Source organism: Dactylosporangium sp. CA-092794, from assembly GCF_050948465.1.
GTDB lineage: Bacteria > Actinomycetota > Actinomycetes > Mycobacteriales > Micromonosporaceae > Dactylosporangium.
Genome location: NZ_CP192044.1, coordinates 3,224,116 through 3,248,714, shown reverse-complemented (window position 1 = coordinate 3,248,714; position 24,599 = coordinate 3,224,116). Strand labels below are relative to the sequence as shown.

Below are 24,599 nucleotides of genomic sequence, written 5' to 3'. Positions count from 1 at the left end.
CGGCCCCGCCTAGACGTCGTACCGCCCGCGCGGCGGCGGGCGTCGGTCGGAGTCGACGAGATCCCAGCCGTAGTCCGGGATCGGTGGAGTTCGTTGGCCGTCCTCGTACGGGTCCTGGTGACCTCGTCGTTCCCGCCCGGCACCGAGTGCGGCCGGTAAGCCATAGCCCGGTGGGGAGGCGGTGTGGGCGGGCCCGGCCGCGATCCGCGGCATCATCACGGTCTGGGTGTTCGTGCCGACGACGGGCGCGGGTTTGACCCCGACGGCGTAGCGGCCGAATCGCGACAGGATGCGCACCAGCATGCCCAGCCCCACGAGCACGAGACATACCAGGTAGCTCACCGTCACCCAGGCCGCCGCCGGGCGGCCCGCGTTGAGCCCGTGCAACATCGCGATCGCCCAGGACAGGTAGGCACAGCTGTGCAGCAGCCGCCACGCCCAGGGGCGCACCCGCCCGATGAACCGGCTGCGGGCCAGACCCGACCAGTACGCAAGCAGCATCAGGTAGCTCGCGACGGTACCGAAGCCGATGAACAGCGACCGGCCCTGCGAGAAGAACGGCACCACCACGTCCCCGAGTGCCGCGTGCGCCTCCAGCACCTTCACCGCGATGTGTACGCCCAACGCGACCACCGCGACGATGGCCGTCGCCCGGTGCGCGGTCTGCAGCAGCACACGGTGACCGATGCGCAGCACGAGGCGATCCGTGGACGCGAGGCCGGCCATCACCGTCAGGGACAGCGCCGCCAGCGCGACCACGCCGATGTAGTAGTGGAGGAGCACGAACACGTAGGCGGTCGCCAGCCGGCCCACCTGCGTGTAGGCGCTGGCCAGCAGTAACAGGGTGACCGCGGACGTCGAGAACACCATCGGCCACACGCGACGCCGGGAGCGCCCCTCACGGCTGCTCCTGGTCTGGACCGGCCCGTCTCCCACCTGCCTGACGCGCATCCGCTCCCGCCTCCCTCCCCGCCCGGCCCGAGACCGGGCATGAGCTGTCCTCGTCACCCGGTACGGACCCAGCCGGCCCCGGGTTCATTGCATTGGCGAAATATTCGCATGGGAAATGAACCAACCGGGGCCTCCCACCCGAACTGCATGGCAGGCGCCGCGAACACGCGGATACGCAGGAGCAGGAGGTGGCAGGTGCAGAGGGCAAGACGATCCACCAGCCAGACAGTGACGGCGATATTACGGCGGGTGTGGATCGCGATGGCCGTCGGCGGTTTCGCAGCCCTCGCGGTACCCGCCGTGGCAGCGGCCGCACCACCGATACCGACCCAGCTCAGCAACGCCGACCTGACCCTGCTCAACGGCGTCCGCACCGCCGGGCTGTGGGAGATGCCGGCCGGGCAGATGGCCGCGGAGCGGGGCGCGCACGCCTCGGTTCGCCAGATCGGTGCCATGATCGCCCAGCAGCACGTCAAGCTGGACCAGGACGTCGCGGACGCGGCGAACCAGCTGGGCGTCACGCTGCCCACCCAACCCACCGACCAGCAGACCGGCTGGCTCAACGAGATGCGCGGCGCCTCCTCGAACCAGGAGTTCGATCAGATCTTCATCACCCGGCTCCGCGCCGCACACGGCAAGATCTTCCCAATCATCGCCGCGGTCCGCGCCGGCACCCGCAACGAGATCGTCCGCAAGGTCGCCCAAGAGGCCAACACCGTCGTCGAAGGCCACCTGACCATGCTGGAGAGCACCGGCCTGGTCCGCTACGGCGAACTACCCCCGATCGCACTACCCGAAGTGGACATCGCCAACAGCGGATCACTCCTGCAGACCGCACAGGGACGCGCCGAAGCCGGCAGCGGCTTCAGCCCAACCGTCGTCTGGGTGGTACTCGCCGCCGCCATCGTGACCGCCGCAGCCAACTCCTACCGCGTATTCAGACCGAAGCTGGCCCGCTAACACCGGGCGCGCCGGGCAGTACCGACCGCTGCCCCGGCGCGTCCTGCGCGCCCTCCGCGGAGACCCCGGTGGCACGTGCGTCCTCGAGTGAGCCGACGCCATTCCCGGGCCGATGCGGTCGACGCCGTAGCGCGGGCAGCCAACGGCCGACCGCGCCACGGGGCGCACACGTCAGGCCGGCCCGTCGGGGGCGTGTTGCCGTACGTAGCGGACGAGACCCAGCACATCCTCCGGCACGAGCCTTCCGACGGCCCCGCTGGAGTAGACGCTGACGACAACCTGGCCACGTGGGTTGAGCACGAAGCCGGTCGACTGCAGGTACCGCGGCTCGTCGTTGACGAAGGCGCCGGTCGCGGCCGCAGCGGTATCGGCGTCGACGCTGTGGCCGACGGGAAACCCGAGACCGTGTTTCGCGACCAGCGCCTCGGTGGTCGCTTCGTCGTCGACCGACGCGGCGATCACCGTGATGCCCAGCTCAGCCAGCGCGGGCAGCGAGCGCTGGAAGGCACGCAACTGCGCGTTGCAGTACGGGCACCAGGCGCCGCGGAAGAACAGCACAACGCCGTACTGTCCGGCGAGGGCGTCGGGGAGTTGCACGGTCCCGCCACCCGGGAGCGTCAGCGAGATCGCGGGAAACATGTTGCCGGGATGCAGAAGGTTCACGTCATGTTGGTGGCGGGAGATCGCGGGTTCTTACGTCGGTGCGCGACGGATGTTACGGCGGTCGCCGTCCTGGCGGCCTTGTAGAGTGGACGGCATGACGCCGGGGCACTCCGACGGCGCGGTGGCCAGCGTCGACCAGGAATCCGCGGAATGGCTGCGGCAGCTGACGTCACGCGGCCGCGACCGCGACGAGGGCCTACGCCGGTTGCACCAGCTGCTGCTGCGGGCCTGCTCCCGCGAGGCGCAGCGGCGCTCGTCCCGGGCCGGTGTCGGAGGCCCCGAGCTGGACGACGTCGCCAACCAGGCTGCCTCCGACGCGATGCTCGCGGTCCTGGGCAAACTGCACGAGTTCCGCGGTGAGAGCCGCTTCACCACCTGGGTGTACAAGTTCGCCATGTTCGAGGTCTCGGCGAAACTCGGCCGCCACTATTGGAACGCCGCCGACGCCAACCTTGAGCGCCGGCTCGACACCGACGCCTGGCTGCGGCTGCCGGACCGGCTCGGCGTCTCCCCGGCCGAGGTGGCCGATGGGCGTGCCCTGGTGGCGGCCCTGCGACGGGCCGTTGAACGGGAACTGACCGACCACCAGCGGAAGGTCTTCGTCGCCCTCGTCGTCGACGGCGTGCCACTCGATGCTCTGGTGCTCGAATTGGGCAGCAGCCGCGGCGCGGTGTACAAGACGATGTTCGACGCCCGCCGCAAGCTCCGCGCCGTACTCGTCGCAGACGGCTATCTGAACCCGGGCGAACGGGGGTAAGCGATGAGTCTCCGGGCACGACTCGACGAGATCCTGCGGACCGAGCCGCAGGACGCCGGCTGCGTCGCCGCGATGGACCTGCTGCACATCTACGCGGAAATGCTCGTCGATGATCCAGGTGCGGCCCGCCGCCGCCACCCCGAGGTGGCCGCGCACCTGCGCGCCTGCGGCCCGTGCGGCGAGGACCTTGAAGGACTGCTGGCGGCTATCACAGAACCTCCAAGTCAACAATAGACGCCTACAGGTCGCCGTCGCACCCGCTCGAAGCGGGAGGCTCTTGTGGCAGCGCGTACAGCATGCAGGACGGCCACAGGCGCCGACCGGCACCGCTGCGGGCGACCGGCCGGCCAGGACGCCCCGCACCGGTATGCCCGACTCGGCGACGCCACCGGTGGGGTTGCATGGCCGAGATCGCGGTGCTCGATGTGCGCAACCCCGCCGAAATCGAGGGCGGCGTGATCGACGGGTCGCTGCGCATCCCCTCGCCCAACTGCCCGCACGCCGCGACGAGGTGCCGGCCGACCGCCCGGTGGTCGTGCACTGCGCCGGCGGCTACCGCTCGTCGCCGCCGGCCTGCCGCGCCGAGCCGGCGGCGACGACGTCTCCGACCTCATCGGCGGCTCCCAGGCATGGCAGATCGCCCACGACAGGGTCACCGCCTGAAATGCCCTGCGCCCGGCGGTCCGGTCAGGCAGGCAGTGGCGCCACCACGGCCCGGGGCTCGAGGACGCCCGCAGCCGGTGTGCGGGCATAGAGCGCCTCGATCTCGGTGGCGTACTTCTGCGCGACCGGCTTGCGGCGCAGCTTGGACGTCAGCGTGAGCTCGTCCCCGCCCGGCTCCCAGAAGGTCGGCAGGATCCGGAACCGCTTGATCTGCTCGGTCCGGGACAGCCGGGCGTTGCCCGCGGCGATCCCCGCGCTGATCCGGTCCACCACGCCGGCGTCGGCCGCGAGCGTTGCCGCCGAGGCGTCCGGGAGTCCGTGCCGGGCGGCGTAGGCGGCCGCGGCCTCGGCATCGAGGACGGCGAGCGCGGTGTTGTACGGCCGCCGGTCGCCGATGGTCGCGATGCCGCCGATCAGCGGGCACGCGGCCTTCATGACGTTCTCGATGTGCGCCGGTGACATGTTCTTGCCGGCGGCGTTGATGATGAGTTCCTTCTTACGGTCGACGATGGTGAGGTACCCGTCCTCGTCCATGGTCATCACGTCGCCGGTATGCAGCCAGCCGTCGGCGTCGATCGCCTCGGCGGTCTTGCCCGGCTCCTTGCGGTAGCCCCTCATCACCAGCGGCCCTCGCACCAACAGCTCGCCGTCATCGGCGATGTGGCCTTCCATGCCGGGCAGCAGCCGGCCGACCGTGCCCAGCCGGTGCTCGGCCGGCGACACCACCGTAGCGACGCAGCTCAGCTCGGACATGCCCCAGACCTCGGTGATCGGCACGCCCAGCCCGCGGAAGAAGGCCAGGACCTCCTTCGGGATCGGCGCAGCGCCGGAGACCGCCCACCGCAGCCGGTCCAGCCCCAGCCTGGCACGCAGCGCGGAGAGCACCAACTCGTCGGCCTTGGCATATTCGGCGGCCAGCTCCGCCGGCAACGGCGAACCGGACAGGCCGGCCGCGGCCGTGCGCGCGGCGACGCCCAGCGCCCACTGCGTGCCCTGCCGCCGGGCGTCGTCCGGCTCCGCCGCCACAGCGGCGAGAACGCCGGCCCTGAGCTTCTCCCACACGCGGGGCACGGACGCCCAGATCGCGGGTCGGCAGTCGGCCAGCGCCGCCGAGATCTGGCGTGCGTCGGGGACGACGGTGATCTGCGTGCCCATCGTCTCCTGGAAGTACAGCGCGGCCACCCGGTCGGCGATGTGGGCCGACGGCAGGAACGACGTGGTCCGGTCGCCGAACTCCACCGGCAGCACCTCGCCGAGCGCGTACAGCTCGAACAGCAGGTTCTCGTGGGTCATCTCGACACCCTTGGGCTCGCCGGTCGTCCCCGAGGTGTAGATGAGCGTCAGCACGTCGTCCGGCCGCACGGCCCGCCACGCCGCGTCGAAATCGAAGTCCGGCGAACCGCCCGCGATCAGCTCGTCGACCGTGATCGTGCCCTCGGGCCGGCCGTCGACGCACACCAGCTGCTGAACCGGGGCACCGCAGCCGCGGATCCGCTCGACGTATTGCGCCTCGCACATCACGACCTTCGCGCCGGCGTTGCCGAGCACCTGGGCCAGCTGCTCGGCGGCCAGCGTGTTGTACACCGAGAACGACGTGGCGCCCACGTGCTGGGCACCAACCTCCAGCGGGTAGAACTCCAGCCGGTTGGCCATCATCAGCGCCACGGTGTCGCTCCGCCCGACGCCCAGCGCGCTCAGCCCGGCGGCCACCCCACGGACCTCATCCGCGTACTGCCGCCACGTCACGGTCTGCCCACCCCCGACCGTACGCAGCGCGATCGCATCGGGATCCACCGCCGCGATCCGCTGAAACGCCTCACAGTACGTCGTGGGCCGGCCCTGCACCGGGTCCTGGCCGCTGCGCGTGCTCATGTTCGATCCAATCCTCCGATTCGGCCCCCGGTCCGGCATGGACCGGGACCATTCGATACTGGGGTTTCCACAAGCCCGGCACTTGGTCGAGGAATGAGGATGCGCTGAGGAAAGGCTGAGGCCCGCCGAACGTCGTGCCCGTCCCCCGCGTCGAACGAGGCGCGTGCTCAGTCCTCCCGCAGCAATCGCTCAGAAGTTCACCAAGCGGCGGCCGGGGACGGAATCGACGATCGGACGATCAGATCCGCGTGGTCCGGTTTCCGCATCGGGGGATGGACGAGGATGAGCAAGCGTCAGGGCACCAGCGCGATAGTCATCGGCGCGGGGATGGCCGGCCTGCTGACCGCCCGGGTCTTGAGTGGCCATGTCGACCGGGTGACGATCCTGGAGCGGGATCGCCTGCCCGAGGACGCGGCCACCCGCCGGGGTGTCCCGCAGGGCCGCCACGCCCATGCGCTGCTGGCCGCCGGTCAGCGACTGCTGGACGGCTGGTTCCCAGGACTGACCGACGAGCTTCGCGCGAAAGGCGCGGTGCCGATCGACGCCGGGGAACTGGTATGGCATCAGGCCGGCGCCTATCGGGCACCGACCGATCTCGGCTTCCTCGCGCTGTCGATGAGCCGAGCCCTGCTCGAGAGCACCATCCGCGGGCGGCTGCTGCGGGAGCGGTCAAACGTGTCGGTCGCCGATGACACGCCCGTGGACGGGCTGATCCTGGAGCTTGGCCGGGTGGTCGGGGTCACGGTCGACGGCGCGCAGCACCGAGCCGATCTGGTGGTCGCCTGCTCGGGCCGCAACACCCGCTTCCTGGACCAGTTGGCCGGCGCGGGATTTCCGGCGCCCGAAGTCTCGGCGGTACACATCGACGTGGCCTATGCCACCCGGGTCGGGCCGCGGCGGCCGGACGACCTCTGCGGCGCGCTTGCCGTCGTGATCGACGATCCGGCTCAAGGACACCGGCTCGGCATGGCGCTGCCCGCAGAGGGCGACCGGTGGATGGTCACGGTCGGTTCCTACCACGGCGACGTGCCTCCGACCGAGCCCGCCGAGTACGAGGACTTCGCCCGCTCACTCCCGTCGCCGCTCATCGCCGACATCCTGGACCGGGCCGGCACGCTCACGCCGGCGCTGACCCACCGGTTGCCTTCCAGCCAGCGCCGTCACGTGGAACGGCTGCGCCGGACGCCACCGGGGTTCGTCGTGCTCGGCGACGCCATCTGCAGCCTCAATCCGGTCCATGCGCAGGGGATGTCGTCGGCCGCTCTGCAGGCCCGGGTACTGGACCGGACCGTCGCGCGCTACGGTCTGACCTCTTCGGCGCTGCCCCGTGTGTTCTATCGACGCGCCGCCAGAGCGGTCGACGTGCCGTGGCGGATCGCCAGCAGGTGCGACTTCGCCGACCCGAGAACCACCGGGCCCAAGCCCCCCGGCACCGACTTGCTGAACCGATACCTCCGCAAGGTGTTGCTGGCCTGCCACACCTCCGTGCCGGTGTCGCGGCGAATGCTGCGGGTGCAGCATCTGCTGGCACGGCCGGCATCGCTGTTCACCCCTGCCATGGTCGTGCGGGTACTGCTGGCCGCCCGCCGTTCGGCGGCCGTCGCGACCATTGCCGCGAACAGGGAGTGACGCCCGCAGATCTCCCGATCAGCGCAGCCTCGAGGGAAAACTGCGGTACACGCCCTCGATCAGCGCATCGAGGCCGAACCGGTTCGGGATCTGCTCGCCGGCGTGCGCGGTCAGAGTCACGCAGTCGTACCGCGACGCGCCGTCCTTGTACCAGCCGGGCAGGTATCCGCGCACCGCGAACCGCCGTGCCGAATCCGCGTGGTCAGGGCGGCAGAGTTCCTCGATCAGCGGTAGCTTGTCGGCGAGCACGTGCACTGTGCAGTGTTCGACTTTCGACGGCGCCGCGCCCTCGACGAGTTCCCACAGCAGGCGCCGGACGTCGCCCGGGGTGTCGGCCTCGACGGCGGTGACGATCGCGGCGCGGCTGGGCTCAAACACCGAGAACGCCACCCGCCCGTTGCCGGACTCGTGGCTGTGCCCGCTCGCGCCCGGCGCGCAGATCCGCACGGGATAAGCACCGGTGCGCACGACCGATCGCAGCCGCTCGATCGCGGACGACACGGCACTGCCCGGCAGCAGCACCGACCGGTGCGGCACGATCCTGGTCACCGGCCGTTCTGGGTTGAAGGCCATGCCGAACAGGTGCTCCTCGCGTTCGCCGTGCAGCACGTGCATCCCGCCGTCGGCGCCGGTCCAGGCCCACCCCATCGGGTCCCCGCCGAACTTGCGGCGCGCCCGCTCCGAGCGCACGTTGCCGTAGAGCAGCTCGCAATCCGGCCTGCGGACCGTGTCGCGCAACAGCACGTCCAGCGCGGCCCCGACGTCGGCCCGTCCCCGGTATTCCTGGTCGATGGCCGCGCGGCCCAGTTCGTAGCTGCCGTTGCCGGGGTCATGCCTGGCCATGACGGACCCGACGACAGCGCCGGCCGCCAGCGCGAGCACCCAGACGTGGTCCCCGCTGGCCACCGTACGCCGGACCAGGGCCGCATCGGCACACTCCGGCATGTGGTACCCGCCGTGGTACACCCGATCGAACAGTGCGACGATGCCGTCCGCATCGCCGGTCGTCGCATGCCGGACGTCGACCTCGGCCGACAATCGAGCCTGCCGAATGCTCACCGTATCTCCCTCCCCTGCCACACGCCCATCGTGACGTCGTCGGCCGCACCGGGCTTGGGGAAGCTCTGAGGGTCGCACGCGCAGATCTGAGCGACGCTTCCTCATGCCCCAGGCCCAGGGTTCGCCGCTTCCACCAGGTCGCTGTCGACCTCCGGAATGCGGCCCACCGGGTGGATATGCACACGGCATCGTTTGCCCTGTGCAAGAGGCTCGCCACCGCCGGGCCTCGAGTCGATACACTGCGTCGGTGAGCTCGACAATCTACTACTTCGGACAGTTCGAGCTAGATCCGGCAGGCCGCCGGCTCCGTCAGGATGCGCGCCCCGTCTCCGTGGAGCCTCGGGCCTTCGCCCTGCTGTGCTATCTGGTGGAGCACCGTGACCGGGTGGTCCCGCGGCAGGAACTCATCGACGCGGTCTGGAACGGTGAGCCGGCCACGGATGCCGCTCTCGCCACCGGACTGCGTACCGTTCGGCTGGCGATCGGGGACAGCGGTCGGGAGCAGCAGTTCATCCGCACCGTGCATCGGCGCGGTTACCAGTTCGTCGCTCCGACGACGACCGCACCCACCGGATCGGGCCCGGCAGCGGAGCCGACCACGGCCGTCACGCCGGCCGGGGGGACCGCCGGCGACACGAATGCCGGCTCGCGCGACATGATCCGGTTCTGCCGGACGGCGGACGGCACGCGCATCGCCTGGGCCGCCACGGGGACCGGTCCCCCACTGGTCAAGACCGCCAACTGGCTCAGCCGGATGGACCTGGAGCGCACCACGCCCCTGTTCGCCCACTGGTTCGAAGGGCTGACCCGGGGCCGACGGCTGATCCGCTATGACGAGCGGGGCAGTGGTCTGTCCGATCCGAGGTCGAGCTTCACCCTCGACGAGTGGATCGAGGACCTGGACGCCGTGGCCGACGCGGCGGGGCTCGATCGTTTTCCGCTGCTCGGTGTCTCCCAGGGTGGCCCGCTGGCGGTCGCGTATGCCGCGCGCCGGCCCGAGCGGGTCAGCCGACTGATCCTCAACGCGGCCTACGCCCGCGGCCGGCTGGCCCGGGCGCGCGACGCGGCCGAGCGCGAGGAGGCGAACCTCGATCTGAGGCTCTCGCTGGCCGGGTGGAACGCGCACAACCACAGCTTCCAGCGGTTCCTCACCGCCCAGTTCTTCGCCGAGAGCCCACCGCAGCGCTGGGACGAGCTCAACAGCTACCAGAAGCGGGCGGTCCCGGCGGCCAGCGGGGCCAAGTTCCTGGAGGCGCAGTCCCGCCTAGACGTCGCGGACCTCGCCCGCCAGGTCGCCTGCCCAACGCTGATCACACATTCGCGCGACGACCCGCGGATTCCGGTCTCGGAGGCGGCAGAGCTGGCCGACCTCATCCCGGACAGCAGGCTGGTCATCTTCGACGGCCGCAACCATCTGCTGACCCCCGAGGAGCCGGCATGGCCCGCGTTCCTGGCCGAGTTGTACGCCTTCCTAGCCGAGTAGCACCGGAGATTAGGCTACGTCGATGACTGGTGAGACGTACCGTTTCGGTGAGTACGAGCTGGACACCGCCGGTCACCTGCTGCGCCGGGGCAGCGAGTCGATCCACGTCGAGCCACGGGCCTTCGACCTGCTCTGTCATCTGGTGACCCATCGCGACCGGGTGGTGCCGAAGAACGAGCTGCTGGACTTGGTGTGGGGCGACCGGTTCGTCAGCGAGGCCGCGCTGACCACGGCGCTGCGGACCGCGCGTCTTGCCGTCGGGGACACCGGTGGCAGCCAAGGCGTGATCCGTACCGTGCACCGGCGCGGCTACCAGTTCGTGGCCTCGGTCACGGTGGTCCGTTCCGGCTCGCCGGACGGCATCGGGCGGGGGTCGGGCACCGCGCGGGCGGTGACACCCATCGGCACCGATCGTCAGGTCATCCGGTACTGCCGGGCCGACGACGGCACCCGCATCGCCTACGCCACCGTCGGCACCGGCGAGCCGCTGTTGAAGGCGGCCAACTGGATGTCGCACCTCGACCTGGAGTGGACGACACCGGTGTGGTCGCACTGGCTGACCGGCCTCGCCCGCGACCGCCGGCTCATCCGGTACGACGAGCGGGGCTGTGGCCTGTCGGACTGGACCGTACCCAGCTTCTCCTTCGACGACTGGGTCGACGACCTGGAGACGGTGGTCGACGCCGCGGGCCTCGACCGGTTCCCGTTGCTCGGCGTGTCGCAGGGCGGCGCGGTGGCGATCGCGTACGCCGCGCGCCGCCCCGAACGGGTCAGCCGGTTGATCCTCGCCGGGGCGTACGCCCGGGGACGCGAGGTGCGGGCCCGTGACGACGCCGAGCGCCACGCGGCGGCCCTCGACCTTGAGGTGGCCAGGGTCGGGTGGAGTCACCAGGACGCCAGATTCCTGCAGGTCTTCGCCTCCCAGTTCCTGCCCGACGGCACACCGCAGGAGTGGGAGGACTTCATCGCGTTCCAGCGGCAGACGACCTCCTCGGCCAACGGGGTGCGGTTCCTGGAGGAGTTCGCGCGGATCGACGTGTCGGCCGTCGCCCACCGAGTGAGCTGCCCGACGCTGATCCTGCACTCCCGTGACGACGCGCGGGTCCCGGCGGCGCAAGCCAGCGAGCTGGCCGCGCTGATTCCCGACAGCCGGCTGGTCATGCTCGACAGTCGCAACCATCTGCTGACCGCCGCCGAACCGGCCTGGCCCGAGTTCCTGTCGCATATCGACGCCTTTCTGGCCGAGCGATGAGTCTGCCCGCCGGTCAGCCGCCGGCCAGCCGGAAGAGTTCCGCGTGGACCTGGCGCTTGGGAACCCCGAGCCGGCGCAGGGCGTCCAACACGGCCACGGTGAGGGCGGCCGGGCCGCAGATGAAGACGTCACGCTCGACGATGTCCGGCACGAGCGCGGCCAGGCTCTCGGGGGCGAACGGCTGGTTGCCCGGCCCGGTCCGGCCGCTGAGCAGGTGCAGCCGGGCGCCGCGGGTCCGGGCCAGGTTCAGCAACTCCCCGCCCAGGACGGCTTCGCCCGCGTTGCGGACCCGGTAGAGGACAACCACATCCGTGAGGTCAGGGTCCTCGAGCAGCGAGCGGATCGGGGTGACACCGATCCCGCCGGCGATCAGGACCGTCGCGGACCGGACCCGCTGGGACGCGGTCAAGGCGCCGTAGGGTCCCTCGACGAACACCCGGGTGCCGACCGGCAGCTGACGAAGTCCCCGGCTGGTGGCGCCGACGCCCTTGGCCGTCAGCCGCAGGAAGCGGTCGTTCGGGGCGGCCGACAGCGAGAACGGGTTGACCTGCCACCACGGGTTGTATCCGGGGAAGCGCCACAGGAAGAACTGCCCGGCCCGGGCGGGCAGCAGGTGCACGTCCCGGCCGGTGACGTACACCGAGACCGCATCCTCCGATTCGGGGACCACCGCGGCGACCCGCAGCCGATGGCGGGCGTTGCGCACCAGGGGCAGGAACAGGCGCCCGGTGAGCAGCGCGCCGATCGCGAACGCCCACAGCCCCCACCAGTACACCTGGGTCCAGATATTGATCTTGAACGCGGTGCCCTCGTACACCTGGTGCACGACGCCGAGGACAACCACCACGTAGAGCAGCAGGTGTACGGTGTGCCACGCTTCATACGGCAGGCGCCTGCGGGCGGCCCGCACCGAGAGCGCCACGACCACGATGATCAGGCCGACGGCGATCATGCCCAGCAGGACCGGCAGCTGCTTGGAGAAGTTCGTCGTCTCCGCCAGGAATGAGATCCGGTCGTAGCGGGCGAAGCCGAGCAGCACGAAGATCGGGTGCAGCACGGCCAGCCAGAAGATCGAGAACCCCGTCCAGCGGTGCCACGCCGTCAGGTGGTCCATGCCGAACCCGCGATCCAGCAGCGGCAGCCGGGCGACGAGCAGCAGTTGTAGGGCCATCATGAAGGCCAGGTACAGGCCGAGCAGACGGCCGGTGGCGCCGATGACATTGTGCGCCGGGCGGCTGACCGAGAAGTACATCACATGGATGATGACGACATTGGTGATCAGAAAGGCCCAGGTCACGATGCGTGCGACCCGCGCGGGGTGGAGTCTGGTCGGTTGGGCGGGCGGCGCGATGACAGTCATTCCGGTCTCCTGGTGGTCGGTTTTCTGGTCAAGGACGGCGCGGAACCCGCGCGCAGCCCGGGCCGCATGTGCCGCCCGGGCTGCGCGGCGGCTCGGCTACCGGCTGGGCGCCGTCACGGTGATGCCGAACGCCGGAATGCTCACCGAACCGTCGGCGTGGGCGGTCCAGCGCCAGTGCGCGCCCGGGACGTCGCCGAGGACCAGGGCTACCTGCCCGCTTCCGGGGCCGCAGGCGGCGAGCAGATGTGCCGCCTCCTCCGAGTCCGATCGGTCGGCGACCACGACCAACCCGGCGAGCGCACGGCGGCGAGCCGCCAGCCGCACGATGCCGTCGTCGCCCTCGGCTGCGGGGCCGGGCAGGCGCAGGTCCGTCGCCGACCGCAGACGGATCGCCTCCGGCGGGACACCCGCCGGTTCGCCGTGACGGCCCGGCACCGACACCACGAACAGGTCGGGCCGGAACCGAGTCACGTCGCCAATCATCCACCCGAGAAGATCGGCGGCGACCTGGGTGTCGCCCTCGATCGCGAGCACACCGTCCAGCCAGGTGAGATCGACGTACACGACGCCCTGCTCGTCGCCGCCCGCCCGGACCAGGCACGGCGCGACGGCCCCGGACGGCACGGCGCCACCACCCGCAGCGGCCGGACGCGTCCAGACCTCGTCCGAAACCGCCCGCCACGGCGCCTGCGGGACATGGTCCGCGGCCACCCATGCCGTTACCTGCTGCGGTCCGAGCTGGAGGGCGTACGCCTCGACCCGATCCGCCGCCAACTCGGCGGCGGCTCGGGAGGCCAGGACCGGACCGGCCCGGTCTGCAGCGAACTCGGCCGCCAGCCGTACCCTCATCCGCGCGCCCAGCTGGATGCGGCGACGCAGCCGGGCGCTCTCCGCCGACGTGCGGAACCGCTCGCGCGCCGCCCGCACGATCCGGCGGCGGAACACCATCAGGGCGGTGATCAGCGCCAGAATCACGGCGCCGATCAAGGCGAGCACGACCTTCCACGTGAAGAAGGGCTTGGCGGGCACCGCCGCCGATCCGATCCGGCCCAGGCGCACGTCCGGCCCGTCGGCGTCGTCGGGGAGTTGGAGGATCCAGCCGGGGCGCACCGCGCCGTCGTCGCCGAGTGCGCCGCCGTCGCTCTGCGGCCGGCCCCGGTTGAGATTCAGGATCTCGGTGGCCCGGCCGGCGTCGCCGAGGGTCCGCTGAGCGATCTGATCCAGAGAGTCCGGGCGCCCGCCGTTCTGTTCCGGCGGGCGTACCACAGCCACCTTCACAACATCGTCCGGCGCGGCGACCGCGGGGTATGTGGGGATCAGGGCGGCCACCGCCGACCCGATGGCCAGCAGGAAGAGTCGTCGGATCATCGGGCCGGGCTCCAACCCTGCTGGGCGGCGCTGGCGATGACCGTGTCGGTGCTCTTATCCGCGGCGTTGCGGTAGAGCGGCGCTCCGTCCAGCGCCACCTGCTTGGTGCCGTCCTTGCGGCTGAGCCACCAGACCCGTTGCTCGTCGATGCCGTTGAGCTTCACCTTGCCGCCGGTCTTGGCGATCACCGGCCGCCACAGCGCGGCGCAGGCGTCGGCACACTTGCTGGCCGGTGGATCGGTGCCGTCCTGCGCGCTCACGTAGAGGGTCGCGCCCTCGTCGTCGACGATGATCGCGCCGTCGCCGGTCTGCTTGGCGGTGAGCGCCTCGGTGCTGTCCGCAGCGGCAGGCTCGGCGGCGACGGCGGCGATCAGCGCGGGGTTCGCCTCGCCCGCGGGCGTGAAGGCGAACCAGGCGTCGTCGACGCCCTGGCCGTTGACGTCGCCGGGCACGGTGTCGTCGGCGGAGCGGTAGGCGGGCCAGCCGGCGATGGTGACCTGCACACCGCCGTCGGGCCGGCGGACCGCGCCGACCTTGGCCGCGTCGAGGCCGTCGACGAAGACCCGGCCGCCCGGCCGGATCAGCACCGGCGGCCAGCTCTGCGCACATACACCGGTGCACTTCGTGGTGGCCGGATCGGGCGAGTCCTTGGCGAAGCGGTAGAGGGTGAACCCGCGCACGTCGGTCACCGTCGCGCCGATTGCCGCCGTGTTGGCGGACAGCTGGACCCACTTCGCCGCCGGTTCCGCGGCGCCGGTGGCCGGCGCGGACGAGGCGGCCGGAGCGGCGGACGCGTCGCCGCGGCCGTCGCCGGTGAGGCCGGCGGTCTTCGCCGGGGCGTCGACCAGCTGGATCTCGCCGCCGGCCGGGGCCGACGGGACGGGCGCGGCGGGGGCCTGGCTGCCGCAGGCGGCCATGGCGAGCACGGCCGCGGCGGCCAGCGGGACGGCCAGGGTGCGGGCCGAGAACACGGCCACGATGGCACCTCCAGAGGTGTTCGGTTCTACAGACGCCTTCTGCACGATCGAGCCGCCGATCCGGTTCGATGAACATGGGCCGTGTCATAGCCGCCGAACCGAATCCCGGGTTCGGTCGTGATGGACCCATGGCGAGATCAGACATTGTGGTCCCCGGAGCCGACCTGCAGGACGCGGCCGACTCCATGCGGCGGGTGCTGCAGCACATCAGCGTGAAGCGCAGCTCGGCGGACTTCAACCAGGTGGTGGGTAGCCCGGTGCGCGACGCGGCGGAGCACTTCGAGGACAGGTGGGACTCGGGCCGCAAGCAGTTGCGCCAGGAGTGCGACGACATCCTGGAGGCGATCGACATGATCCTCAGCACGTTCACCGACGTCGACAACCAGAGCGGCGACAGCCTGGGAGGCGGTCGATGACCACGCAGGCGCACGCTCCAGGATCGTTTCTCCTCGATGTACCGGAGGGCTGGATCGACTACGACCTGGCCCGGCAGGACTTCACCAGACAGCGGGCCGAGCTGCGCGCGGCGGCGGCCACTCCCGAGCAGCGGCTGGCCGCCGACGACGCGATCCGCCAGGCCCGCCGGCTGCTGCGCTCGGCTCGGCAGCGCGGCGCCGTCTCCGCAGCCGGACTGATCGCCCGCGACGGCGACGGCCTACTGATGGCCTTCGTGGCGGTGTTCGGCGTGACCGTGCCCGAGGGGCAGAGCCTCTCCGCGGCCGACATCGCCGAACAGGTGTCCCGCCCGGCTGGCGCCACCGGTTACGGCGACCGCACCCTCAGTGCGGTGCGTCTGCCCGGGATCGGCAGCGTGGCCCGGATCACCGGCACGGAGATCGTCGAGCTCGCCGAGGGCACTCCGCGGTCGTCGTCGCCGTGCACACGATCATTCCGATTCCGGCGCAGCCCGGGTCGTACCTGGTGGTGACGGGCATGAGCCCCAACCTGCCGCTCGCCGCAGAGCTGTACGAGCTCTTCGACACGATCACCGGCACGTTCCGGTTCGTCGCGTAGCCCGTGCGGCGAAGCCGAGCCCGGGGGTACCGCATGGCACCCCCGGGCCTCGGTCGTCAGTCCGCCCGCGGGACCTGCACGGCCGTCAGCACGCCGTCGCCGAGGTGCAGATAGGCACGCCCCGGCTGGGCGGCCTGCCCCACGATCCCCCGCGGGATGCGTATCCCGATCAGCTCGCCGTCGGTGATGCTCTGCGGCGCGATGAGCAGGCCAGACCGGTTGCGCTTGATCTGTGTCAGCCAGCCCGCCATGCCGAGGCTGAGCGCTTCGGCGTTGCCGGCCACCACCACGCCCCAGCCGTTGCCGGCCGCGCCCCGGGCCAGCGTGTTCAGGTCGCCGTCGATGTCCGACTGGGCGAGCAGCTCGGCGTCGTCGATCACCACCGCGCCGGTCTCCTCCGGGATGCTCTGCAGCAGCTTGCGGAAGTCCGCCCGGGCGATGCCGGCGTCCTCCACCACCGCCCCGACACCCGGCTGTCCGGCCAGCTCGCGCAGCGGAGACCGCCGCGGGGCCACCACGAGCAGACCGGTGCCCCGCTCCAGCAGCGACCGGGCCACGGTCAGCAGCGCGGTGCTGCGGCCGGACCGGGGCGGGCCCCCGATCGCGAACGTCGGGATCTCAGCCAGGTCCGGACCCAGCGGGACCACCTCGTCGCCGCCGACCCCGACGAACGCGGTCAGCGCCCGGCCGCCCCCGGCCGCCAGCTCGCGCGCCTCGCGGTAGCTGATCAGGTCGGGCAGCGCGGCGAACCGGCGGGGCCGGGCGTGCGCCGGCAAGCCGGCGTCGCGGTCGCTGATCTGCCTCGCCCCCTCGGCGAGCGCCGCGGCCTGCCCCTGACCGGAGACGTCCGGCCCCAGCACGGCGATCTGCACCTCGGCGCTGTCGGCGAGCCGGATCGCGCGTCCCGGTGGCTGGTCCGGCGGTACGTCCTTCAGGTTGAGGCCGAGCAGGGAGTAGTCGGTGCGATCGTTGAGCCGCAGCACCAGCTTCTCCTCGGTCGCCCCGGCGAACCGGCCGGAGCCGAGCACCTTGTCACCGGCCAGCAGCACGTGGACGCCGACGCCGACGCCGTCGCGCAGCAGCCGGACCAGCCGTTCCAGATAGCTGCCGTTGTCGAAGGTGGCGTACTCCCGCTCGAACACCTCGAACCGGTCGACCAGCAGCATCAGGTGCGGCAGACGGCGCTGTGCCGGGGCACCGCGGCGCTGCTCCGGCAGGTCGGCCACGCCCTGCTCGCCGAACAGCGACTGCCGGCGGGTCAGCTCGGTGTCGAACCAGCTGAGCATGCGGTCCAGCCGCTCGGTCTGCGACCGGTCCACCACGGCACCGCAGTGCGGCAGGCCGGCCAGCGGCAGCAGAGCCCCGTTGCCGCAGTCGATCGCGTACAGATGCAGATCGGCGGTGGAGTGCCGGACCGCCAGCGCGCCCGCCAAGGTGCGCAAAGCCTGCGAACGTCCGCTCCGGCTGGAGCCGACGAAGAAGGCGTGGCCGGTGCGATCCACATCGAACAGCAGCGGCTCGCGGCTCTGCACGGCCGGCAGATCCACCATGCCGTAGGCGACCGGGCCCAGGTTGCCGGCGACCGTCGCCGGCGGCGGCTGGGGCAGGTCCGTCCACTGTGTCACGTCGGCCAGCGGCTCCAGCCAGGGACTCGGCTGGCGCGGCACGCCGACCCGCCCGGCCGCCGCGACGATCGCGCCGACCAGCTCGCGCAGGTCGGTGCCGGCCGGGCCGGCCGGACCCGCGGCGGCCCGGCGCACCGGGACCGGCTCCCCGAGCCGGCCCCACTCCACCGCGGCCACCTCGATGCGGACCTCGTCGGCCCGCTCGCCGAGCACGGGCCGCTTCCCGCCGATTCGGCCCGCCTGGAACGGCAGCAGGGCGGCGTACCCGAGCCGTGCGAACGCCCGTCCCGGCGTGCGCGGCGACAGCTCGCCCGCATCGGGCGCGTCGATGATGTCACGGCTCTCGCCCTGGTCCGTGGTGCGCAGCGCGATCCGCAGGTTGGTGTTCGCCCGGATGTCGGCGGTCACCGCCCCGGACGACGCGAACTCGTCGATCACGAGCACCAGCCGCGGCATCGGCGGCATGCCCGCGTCCCGCGCCCGGCGCTCCTGGTAGCGGACGATGTCCGAGGCACCGGCCTGGGCCAGCGCGTGCTCGCGCCGCCTGAGCTCCGCACCGAGCGAGGTCAGCGCCCGCTCCACCAGGTGGGTGTCCAGGTCCGTCACCATGCCGACGGTGTGCGGCAGGTCGGCGCATTCGGCGAACGCGCTGCCGCCCTTGTAGTCGACCAGCACGAAGGTCATCTCGTCCGGCCGGTTCGCCACCGCCAGCGTCGCCACCAGCGTCTGCAGCAGTTCCGACTTGCCCGAGCCGGTCGTGCCGGCGATGAGGGCGTGCGGACCGTCGCGGACCAGATCGATCGAGAACGCGCCGTCCAGGCCCACCCCGAGCACCGCCTCGGTGCTGCGCGGCCGGACCGACCAGCCGGCCTCGATGCCCTCGGGGGTTGGAGGTTCCAGCTTGAGTACGTCGAGCAGGCGCGCCGACGGCGGCAGCACCGCGTCGTCGCCGTCGCCGGCGGCGCCCAGCGGTGCCAGTCCCCGGGCCATCCGCTCGTACCAGCCGGTCTCGGGCTCGTCCGGCCGGGTGCCGGAGATCAGCGCGGCCTTGGCCGTTCGCACCGAGACGCCGCCCGGGCCCGACACCACCACGGCCCGGCACTCCTCGGGCAGCAGCCGCTCCTCCGGCTCCAGGCAGAGCGCATGGATGCCGACCGCCGGACCGTCGCGCAGCAGCGTGACCGCGCCGGGCAGCGAGCGCAGCCGCCGGGCCCCGTCGAAAACGACCAGCACGTCCGGCTCCCCGGCGGTCGTGCCCGAGCGATCGGCGTCCGGCCGGTCCGCCGCCGCGCGGGCCGCCACCATGCGGTTGAGCTCGGCGATCCGTCGCGACACCGAATCCGCGGTGGTACCGATCATGGCGTATGCCTCGTCGCCGTCGATCCGGACATGCGGCAGCCAGCGCACCCACGACCAGCGGCGCTCCCCGCCGAGGTCGGTGAGCACGCAGATCCGCAGGTCGTCGGGGCTGTGCAGGACCGCGGCCTGGGCCACCAGCCAGGGGGCCAGCCGCTCCAGGCGCTCGCCCGCGACACCGACCACGCCGCTCTCGCGGACGTTCACCGCCACCGGCACCTGACCCAGCTCCGGCACGGTGATCCGGCGGTGCTCGTCACGGGCCGGATCCTCCACCCGCACCGCGGAAGGCATGGAACTGGAACCGACCCGCAGCGCCAGGAAGTCGTCGTCGCGCCGGCGGCGCTCCCAAAGCCGTTCGTCGGGCAGCGTGGCGATCCGCCCGATCAGCGCCGGATCGGGGTAGGCGTAACGGCGGGCCCGTTGCTCCTCCAGCACGGCCGCGTCGATGTCGGACCGCACCCGTCCGAGCGCTTCCTCATGGGCCTGCATCTGATCGCCGAATCCCTGCCGCCGCCCCCTGCGGCTCCCGAGCTGGGTCAGCAGCGCGGCCGCCGGCGAGACCAGCGCCAGGAAGACGAACTTCCAGCTGCCGGTCGACAGGATGCCGACCAGCGCACCGATCGCCGGCGTGAGCAGCAGGGTGGCCAGCGGGACCGGATTCTTGTCCGGCTTCGTGGGCGCGGCTGGCAGCCGGAACTGGCCGCCCGGGATCTGCGGAAAGAACCGGGGCGGCCGGTTGAACTCCCAGGTGAAGCCGTCCGGCGCCCGCGTCACCGGGGCCCGCGCCGCGACCCCGGTCGCGAGCTCCAGCAGATTGCCACCCACCGCCAGCTGACGTCCCGCCAGCCACCCGGCCGTGCCGTCCAGCGCCACGCCGTCCATCTCCACACCGGCCACGGCAGTTACCTCGACCGTCCGATCCACGGAGACCAGCAGCCGGGCGGCCACCGGCGGCGCATCGGCGGCCAACCGCACCCGGCAGCTGAGCGCACTGCCCACCTCGTACTCCCCCGGCGGCAGCAACACGATGCCGCCGGCTCCCGGCCCACTGACCACCCGCACCTCGACCGCCCCGGCCCGGCCGGCCGGTGGGCGGGCCGGGCGGTCCAGGCCCAGCTCGGCGCCGGCACCGATGCGGGCATCGGCCAGTGAGAGCCGCGGGTCGAGCGGTGTCACCCCGTGGTACAGCACGCCCGGCCCGCGGCCGACGGCGGCCGCCAGCTCCGTGGCGAACACTCCGACCGACGCGCCCGGTTCCACATCGACGACCAGCGGCTCCGCCGACGGCGAAGCGCCGGACGCAAGGCTTACATTGAGTCGCACGCCTATCTTCCTTTCCTGAACGGGAACACGCCCGGCGCGTGCGCGCGCCGAGCGTGTTCGGTCCTTGCGGCGTCGTGGCCGCTCAGCCGAGGCGGGAGCCGAGGTCCTGGTCGGCGGAGGCGAACGCCTCACCGACGGATCGTACGTAGTTGCCGATCCCCTGCAGGCCCTGGTTGACCTGGTCGAAGCCCTTGGCGAACTCGTCGAAGAAGGGCTGGAACTTCTGCTGCGCGGCGGGCGTGCGGTAGCCCTGGGCCAGCAGGCTCTGCACCTTGCCCCGGACCTCGGTGAGCTTGTCCTGCAGCTGGGAGAAGTCGTTGAGCAGGGCGGCCGAGGTCTGTGCGGTCTCGTCACTGTTGACGGCGAAGTCGGGCACGGTGGTACTCCTTTGCATCCATGGTGTGATTCCGCCGGCGGGCGCCGGCAGGCGTGCTATCTGCGGGACCGCTTGCCGATGAGACGGGCCAGTTCGTCTCCGGCGGCGTCCGGCTGCGCGCCCGGCGCCGCATCGGTCACCTCGTCGACGATGTCGTCGTCGGAGACGTCGCCACGACTCCCAGCTTCGGCGATGCCGATGTTCACCGCTGCCTCGGTCAGTTTCTTGGCGGTCTCCTCGGCCTGTGCTTCGGCGCGCTGCCTGACCCTTTCAGCGAACGTCGACCCGTCCGTGCCGTCCGAGGCCGGCCTGGGCGGGAGCGGCGGACCACCGTCCGGAGCCGTAGGCCGCGGCGGCAGGGGCGGCCCGCCGTCGCCGGCGAGACCCGCAGGAGCGTCACCGGGCGGGCGGCCCTCGAAGAGGATTCCGCTGGAGCCGGTCGGCCCGCCAGTTCCCGCGTCGAAATCGACCCGCCCCTTGCCGAAACTGTCGAAGCCACTGCCGACGACGGCACCCGCCGCCGCGCCGGTGAAGATCTGGGCCGCGTTGAGCGGCTGCGGATTCGCGCCGGTGAGGTTGTTCAGACCGCTGGTGGCGACCTCCTCGGTGACCCCCTTCCCAAACTCGGTCGCGGTCCGCTTGCCGAATCCACCGCCCAGGTCTCCGGCCCGGAGAATCCCTTTGATCACGGTGTTGTTGCTGCCCAGCTCGCCGAAGCTCTTGGCGCCGGCCCGGGCCAGCCCCACCAGCCGGGGTGCCAGCCGTTCCGCGCCCCGCGCGGCCAGGCCCAGCAGCTTGCCGCCAGGAATGAGCGAGAAGAGCCCGACCAGCAACGTGCCCAGTTCGAAGTTCCCGGCGGACGCCTCGGCGACCACCGTGATGACCAGCGACACCGCGGCGAGCACGAGGCCGACCACGGGCAGCACGATGGACACGACCGCGATCACCAGGTCGATGATCAGCTGCACCAGCGGGTTGTTGCGGAAGAAGTCGGCGATGCGCTGGAAGAAGTTGCGCTTGGGCGGCGGCTTGATCGCCTTGGCCGCAGCGTCGTCGAGCGCGTCGTTGCAACGCGACGAGGCGGCCTCACGCAGCCGACGGGCGTCCTGGGCGAGCCGCTGGGCGGCCGACAGCTGCGCCTGCGCGTCGGCGATCTCGTCGTTCGCCTGCCGGGCGGTCTCACGTTCAGCATCGGTCGCGTCGGCCGCCGGCTCCTACGGCCGGCGCCGGGAGACGGTCGCGACCTGGCCGGCCTGATCCATCGCCGTGTCGATACGGGTCTGCTGCTCGCGCAGGGCGCGCGCATACAGGCGATACGCCTGCGCCGCCACGTCGAAGGAGTCGACCGTCCGCTGCAGCTTGCCGGGCAGGCTGTCGAGCATGTCGCGCAGCTTGTCCATGGACTCACCGCGAGCCGCGGACAACGAACCGCCCCGGCCCAGGACCCGCAGCGCGGTCTGCGCGTCGTCGCGGATGTCTTCGTAGTCCCGGGCCAGTTCGTCGATCCGATCCGGGTCCCCCGGCGTCGGATCCTGAGCCAGGCCGAGAATGTCGAACCCGGAGCTGTGCCGCCTGCTCACAACGGTCCTTCCGAACGAGATGGGAATGGGCGAAGGGCTCAGGCCGATGGCACCAGTTCGGCGCGCAGCGCCCGCATCGCGTAATGAGCCCGCGACTTCACGGTGCCCGGCGGGACACCGATGCTGACTGCGGCCTCGGCGACACTGCTGCGCCGGTAGAACAACTCGTACAGCACCGTCCGATGCTCGAGAGAAAGACGCCGGAGCGCGGGAAGCAGCACAGCGCCCGCGACCACCGCGTCGGCGTGGTCTCGCGCCGGGAGCAGCACGCCGTCCCAGCCTTCGTCACCGACGGGATGCGCCCGCCGGCCGCGCATCAGGTCGACGGCGAGATTGTGGGCGACCGTGAACAGCCACGCCCGGACGGACCCCTCCCGGCCAGCCAGCGAGTCCCGGTTACGCCAGGCTCGCAGCAGCGTCTCCTGGGCGATGTCCTCGGCCGCGCCGCGGTTGCCGGTCAGCTGGGTCACATAGACCCGGACCGGCTCCCGGTGCCGGGCGACGAGCTCCGCGTATCCGCGCTCGGTGTTGGCCGGTGCGTTCCCCTCGGGATACGACGTCCTGTCCCGGCCGGCGACGGCCGTTCGCCGGATGCAGGTGCTTCCGGTATTGTGCGACTGCGTCCGCCGCGTGCCGCCCGCCGTTCTGGCGACCTCGACGGTGGCGCCATGGCCCGTTCTCACGCGCGGCGACCTCTCCCTCGATGAGCGAGCCCACGAGTCCGGGGCCCGGAAACATCGTCAGGAAAGTGCGCCGTTCAGACTTGGGGAAGAACAAGGGGAACTCTGAGGGCATTCTTGACAGGCTCCCTCAGCTCCCCTGTCCGCCAACGGGGCGACAGTCGCGTGCGGGTCTCGCCCACACAGCGTCCGTGCGGCATGTGCCGTTGCCGAGCGAGGGCGTGTCGCGAGCGTTTCCGTCGGGCGCGGTGATCACGTAACCTTGACACCGGTGTGCCGGGAAGTCTGGTCGGCGTTTGGGGCCCGCCTGACACCGGAGGAGTTCATGACTGGCACGACCACGCGATGGGCTCAGTCCCGCCGCATTACAACGATCCTGCGCACCGAGACCGCCGGCGGGGTGTTGCTGCTCGCCGCCGCGATGGTCGGGTTCGCCTGGGCCAACTCGCCATTGGAGGCCGAGTATGCCCGCCTGGGCGATCTGCGGGCCGGACCGGCCACGTGGCACCTGGACCTGACACTGACCGCGTGGGCCGCGGACGGGCTACTGGCGGTGTTTTTCTTCGTCGCCGGACTGGAGCTCAAACGCGAGTTCCTGACGGGCGAGCTGCGCGATCCGCGGAAAGCGGTACTGCCGGTGGCCGCAGCGGTCGGCGGCATGGCCGTACCGGCGATGATCTATATAGCGGTCAACGCGTCGACAGGCGGCGATCTGCGCGGCTGGGCGGTGCCCACGGCGACCGACATTGCCTTCGCGCTTGCCGTCCTCGCCGTCGCGGGCTCCCGCGTGCCGGCGTCACTGCGGACGTTCTTGCTGACTCTAGCGGTGGTCGATGACCTGCTGGCGATCCTCATCATCGCCGTGGCCTATACGGCCGCGCTGGCGGTGCTGCCGCTGCTGGGCGCGGCCATACCGCTGGCAGCGTTCGCCTGGCTGGTCCGCCACGGCGGCCGGCTAGCCGGATACCTGGTCGTGCCGCTGGCGCTGGCCGTGTGGCTGCTGGTACACGCGTCCGGCGTCCACGCCACGGTGGCGGGAGTCCTGCTGGCATTCACGGTGCCGGTTCGCCGCAGGGACGGAGACGAAACCGCGGCGAGGCTGGAGCATCGATGGCGGCCGGTGTCGGCCGGATTCGGGGTGCCGGTCTTCGCCTTTTTCGCCGCCGGTGTACCGCTCGCCGGCGCCACTTCACTCGGTGCCGCCCTGCGCGATCCGGTCGCCGTTGGGGTTCTGGCCGGGCTGACACTTGGCAAGCCGGTCGGGGTGCTCGCCGCGACCTGGCTGACGCGTCGCCTGACCGGGGCCACGCTGCCCGGTGGCCTGACCCGGCGGGGCCTGGTGGCGGCGGGGCTGCTGTCAGGGATCGGGTTCACCGTGTCGCTGCTGGTCGCCGAGCTCGCCTTCGGCGCCGGCAGCATCGCCGACGAGCATGCCCGGCTGGCGATCCTGCTCGCCTCCTGCATCTCGGCGGCCGCGGCCACGCTGCTGCTGCGCACACATCGCCGGGCGAAGCGTGCACCGCGACGCCGGCCCGGCACGCAATCGTCGGCGTCGTCTGACATGCGAGCACGTCCGACGCCGCCCGCGACGGTCACCCTGGACGTACGGCGGCCCGTCAAGGTCCGGCACTTGCCGTGCGGGCCGGTC

Annotated in this window: 21 protein-coding genes and 1 pseudogene; 10 read left to right on the top strand and 12 right to left on the bottom strand. The window is 71.7% G+C overall.

What is annotated here, in order from left to right:
- Positions 1 to 9: 9 nt before the first annotated feature.
- On the bottom strand, positions 10 to 870 hold the full coding sequence (locus ACQPXD_RS14075; RefSeq protein WP_432838445.1) for a hypothetical protein: 861 nt from the start codon (positions 868 to 870) through the stop codon (positions 10 to 12).
- 330 nt (positions 871 to 1,200) lie between these two features.
- Between ACQPXD_RS14075 and ACQPXD_RS14070 the strand changes: the two genes are divergently transcribed.
- Complete coding sequence (locus tag ACQPXD_RS14070; protein ID WP_432838443.1) at positions 1,201 to 1,911, top strand: DUF4142 domain-containing protein; 711 nt, start codon at positions 1,201 to 1,203, stop codon at positions 1,909 to 1,911.
- 171 nt (positions 1,912 to 2,082) lie between these two features.
- On the opposite strand, the gene ACQPXD_RS14065 is transcribed toward ACQPXD_RS14070, so the two are convergent.
- The gene (locus ACQPXD_RS14065; protein ID WP_432838441.1) at positions 2,083 to 2,574 is read right to left on the bottom strand and encodes a peroxiredoxin family protein; all 492 of its coding nucleotides are present in this window, start codon (positions 2,572 to 2,574) and stop codon (positions 2,083 to 2,085) included.
- A 94-nt stretch (positions 2,575 to 2,668) separates the two neighbouring features.
- Between ACQPXD_RS14065 and ACQPXD_RS14060 the strand changes: the two genes are divergently transcribed.
- Positions 2,669 to 3,331, top strand: a complete 663-nt coding sequence (locus ACQPXD_RS14060) for an RNA polymerase sigma factor (RefSeq protein ID WP_432838439.1) — start codon at positions 2,669 to 2,671, stop codon at positions 3,329 to 3,331.
- Positions 3,332 to 3,334: 3 nt separating this feature from the next.
- Positions 3,335 to 3,565: a hypothetical protein gene (locus ACQPXD_RS14055; protein ID WP_432838437.1), complete on the top strand. Its 231-nt coding sequence runs from the start codon at positions 3,335 to 3,337 to the stop codon at positions 3,563 to 3,565.
- A 453-nt stretch (positions 3,566 to 4,018) separates the two neighbouring features.
- Here the strand turns inward: ACQPXD_RS14055 and fadD11 are convergent, their stop codons facing one another.
- Positions 4,019 to 5,866 carry a fatty acid--CoA ligase FadD11 gene (fadD11, locus tag ACQPXD_RS14050; RefSeq protein ID WP_432838435.1) on the bottom strand — a complete coding sequence of 616 codons (1,848 nt, stop codon included), beginning with the start codon at positions 5,864 to 5,866 and terminating at the stop codon, positions 4,019 to 4,021.
- 282 nt (positions 5,867 to 6,148) lie between these two features.
- On the opposite strand from fadD11, the gene ACQPXD_RS14045 reads away from it, so the two are divergent.
- Complete coding sequence (locus tag ACQPXD_RS14045) at positions 6,149 to 7,495, top strand: FAD-dependent oxidoreductase (RefSeq protein ID WP_432838433.1); 1,347 nt, start codon at positions 6,149 to 6,151, stop codon at positions 7,493 to 7,495.
- A gap of 18 nt (positions 7,496 to 7,513) precedes the next feature.
- Here ACQPXD_RS14045 and ACQPXD_RS14040 read toward each other — a convergent pair whose 3' ends face one another.
- Entirely contained in the window at positions 7,514 to 8,554 is a 1,041-nt protein-coding gene (locus tag ACQPXD_RS14040; RefSeq protein WP_432838431.1) for a hypothetical protein, read from the bottom strand.
- Between the two features lie 247 nt (positions 8,555 to 8,801).
- Here ACQPXD_RS14040 and ACQPXD_RS14035 point away from each other — a divergent pair, with 247 nt between their 5' ends.
- Positions 8,802 to 10,037, top strand: a complete 1,236-nt coding sequence (locus tag ACQPXD_RS14035) for an alpha/beta fold hydrolase (RefSeq protein ID WP_432838429.1) — start codon at positions 8,802 to 8,804, stop codon at positions 10,035 to 10,037.
- 22 nt (positions 10,038 to 10,059) lie between these two features.
- Positions 10,060 to 11,289: an alpha/beta fold hydrolase gene (locus ACQPXD_RS14030; RefSeq protein WP_432838427.1), complete on the top strand. Its 1,230-nt coding sequence runs from the start codon at positions 10,060 to 10,062 to the stop codon at positions 11,287 to 11,289.
- A 13-nt stretch (positions 11,290 to 11,302) separates the two neighbouring features.
- Here ACQPXD_RS14030 and ACQPXD_RS14025 read toward each other — a convergent pair whose 3' ends face one another.
- From ACQPXD_RS14025 to ACQPXD_RS14015, 3 genes are all read right to left on the bottom strand, one after another.
- Complete coding sequence (locus ACQPXD_RS14025; protein WP_432838425.1) at positions 11,303 to 12,649, bottom strand: ferredoxin reductase family protein; 1,347 nt, start codon at positions 12,647 to 12,649, stop codon at positions 11,303 to 11,305.
- A gap of 96 nt (positions 12,650 to 12,745) precedes the next feature.
- Positions 12,746 to 14,017: a hypothetical protein gene (locus ACQPXD_RS14020; protein WP_432838423.1), complete on the bottom strand. Its 1,272-nt coding sequence runs from the start codon at positions 14,015 to 14,017 to the stop codon at positions 12,746 to 12,748.
- On the bottom strand, positions 14,014 to 14,994 hold the full coding sequence (locus ACQPXD_RS14015) for a hypothetical protein (protein ID WP_432838421.1): 981 nt from the start codon (positions 14,992 to 14,994) through the stop codon (positions 14,014 to 14,016). The genes ACQPXD_RS14020 and ACQPXD_RS14015 overlap by 4 nt, the downstream gene beginning before the upstream one ends.
- A gap of 128 nt (positions 14,995 to 15,122) precedes the next feature.
- Between ACQPXD_RS14015 and ACQPXD_RS14010 the strand changes: the two genes are divergently transcribed.
- Both ACQPXD_RS14010 and ACQPXD_RS14005 read left to right on the top strand, forming a co-directional pair.
- Complete coding sequence (locus tag ACQPXD_RS14010) at positions 15,123 to 15,410, top strand: hypothetical protein (protein ID WP_432838419.1); 288 nt, start codon at positions 15,123 to 15,125, stop codon at positions 15,408 to 15,410.
- Positions 15,407 to 15,922: a hypothetical protein gene (locus ACQPXD_RS14005; RefSeq protein ID WP_432838417.1), complete on the top strand. Its 516-nt coding sequence runs from the start codon at positions 15,407 to 15,409 to the stop codon at positions 15,920 to 15,922. Before ACQPXD_RS14010 ends, ACQPXD_RS14005 begins: the two co-directional genes overlap by 4 nt.
- A gap of 142 nt (positions 15,923 to 16,064) precedes the next feature.
- Here the strand turns inward: ACQPXD_RS14005 and ACQPXD_RS14000 are convergent, their stop codons facing one another.
- From ACQPXD_RS14000 to ACQPXD_RS13990, 3 genes are all read right to left on the bottom strand, one after another.
- Complete coding sequence (locus ACQPXD_RS14000; protein ID WP_432838415.1) at positions 16,065 to 20,315, bottom strand: FtsK/SpoIIIE domain-containing protein; 4,251 nt, start codon at positions 20,313 to 20,315, stop codon at positions 16,065 to 16,067.
- A gap of 82 nt (positions 20,316 to 20,397) precedes the next feature.
- Entirely contained in the window at positions 20,398 to 20,691 is a 294-nt protein-coding gene (locus tag ACQPXD_RS13995) for a WXG100 family type VII secretion target (RefSeq protein WP_432838413.1), read from the bottom strand.
- A gap of 56 nt (positions 20,692 to 20,747) precedes the next feature.
- Positions 20,748 to 21,638 (bottom strand): hypothetical protein, encoded by an 891-nt coding sequence (locus tag ACQPXD_RS13990; RefSeq protein ID WP_432838411.1) that lies wholly within the window; start codon positions 21,636 to 21,638, stop codon positions 20,748 to 20,750.
- On the opposite strand from ACQPXD_RS13990, the gene ACQPXD_RS13985 reads away from it, so the two are divergent.
- Positions 21,619 to 21,948 (top strand): hypothetical protein, encoded by a 330-nt coding sequence (locus ACQPXD_RS13985; RefSeq protein WP_432838410.1) that lies wholly within the window; start codon positions 21,619 to 21,621, stop codon positions 21,946 to 21,948. The two genes, ACQPXD_RS13990 and ACQPXD_RS13985, sit on opposite strands and share 20 nt — an antisense overlap.
- Here the strand turns inward: ACQPXD_RS13985 and ACQPXD_RS13980 are convergent.
- Positions 21,906 to 22,271, bottom strand: a complete 366-nt coding sequence (locus ACQPXD_RS13980) for a hypothetical protein (protein ID WP_432838408.1) — start codon at positions 22,269 to 22,271, stop codon at positions 21,906 to 21,908. The two genes, ACQPXD_RS13985 and ACQPXD_RS13980, sit on opposite strands and share 43 nt — an antisense overlap.
- A 38-nt stretch (positions 22,272 to 22,309) precedes the next feature.
- Positions 22,310 to 22,741 carry a sigma-70 family RNA polymerase sigma factor gene (locus ACQPXD_RS13975; RefSeq protein WP_432838406.1) on the bottom strand — a complete coding sequence of 144 codons (432 nt, stop codon included), beginning with the start codon at positions 22,739 to 22,741 and terminating at the stop codon, positions 22,310 to 22,312.
- Positions 22,742 to 23,276: 535 nt separating this feature from the next.
- Here ACQPXD_RS13975 and nhaA point away from each other — a divergent pair.
- A pseudogene (gene nhaA, locus ACQPXD_RS13970) lies at positions 23,277 to 24,572 on the top strand (Na+/H+ antiporter NhaA); the annotation flags it as partial.
- Between the last annotated feature and the right edge of the window lie 27 nt (positions 24,573 to 24,599).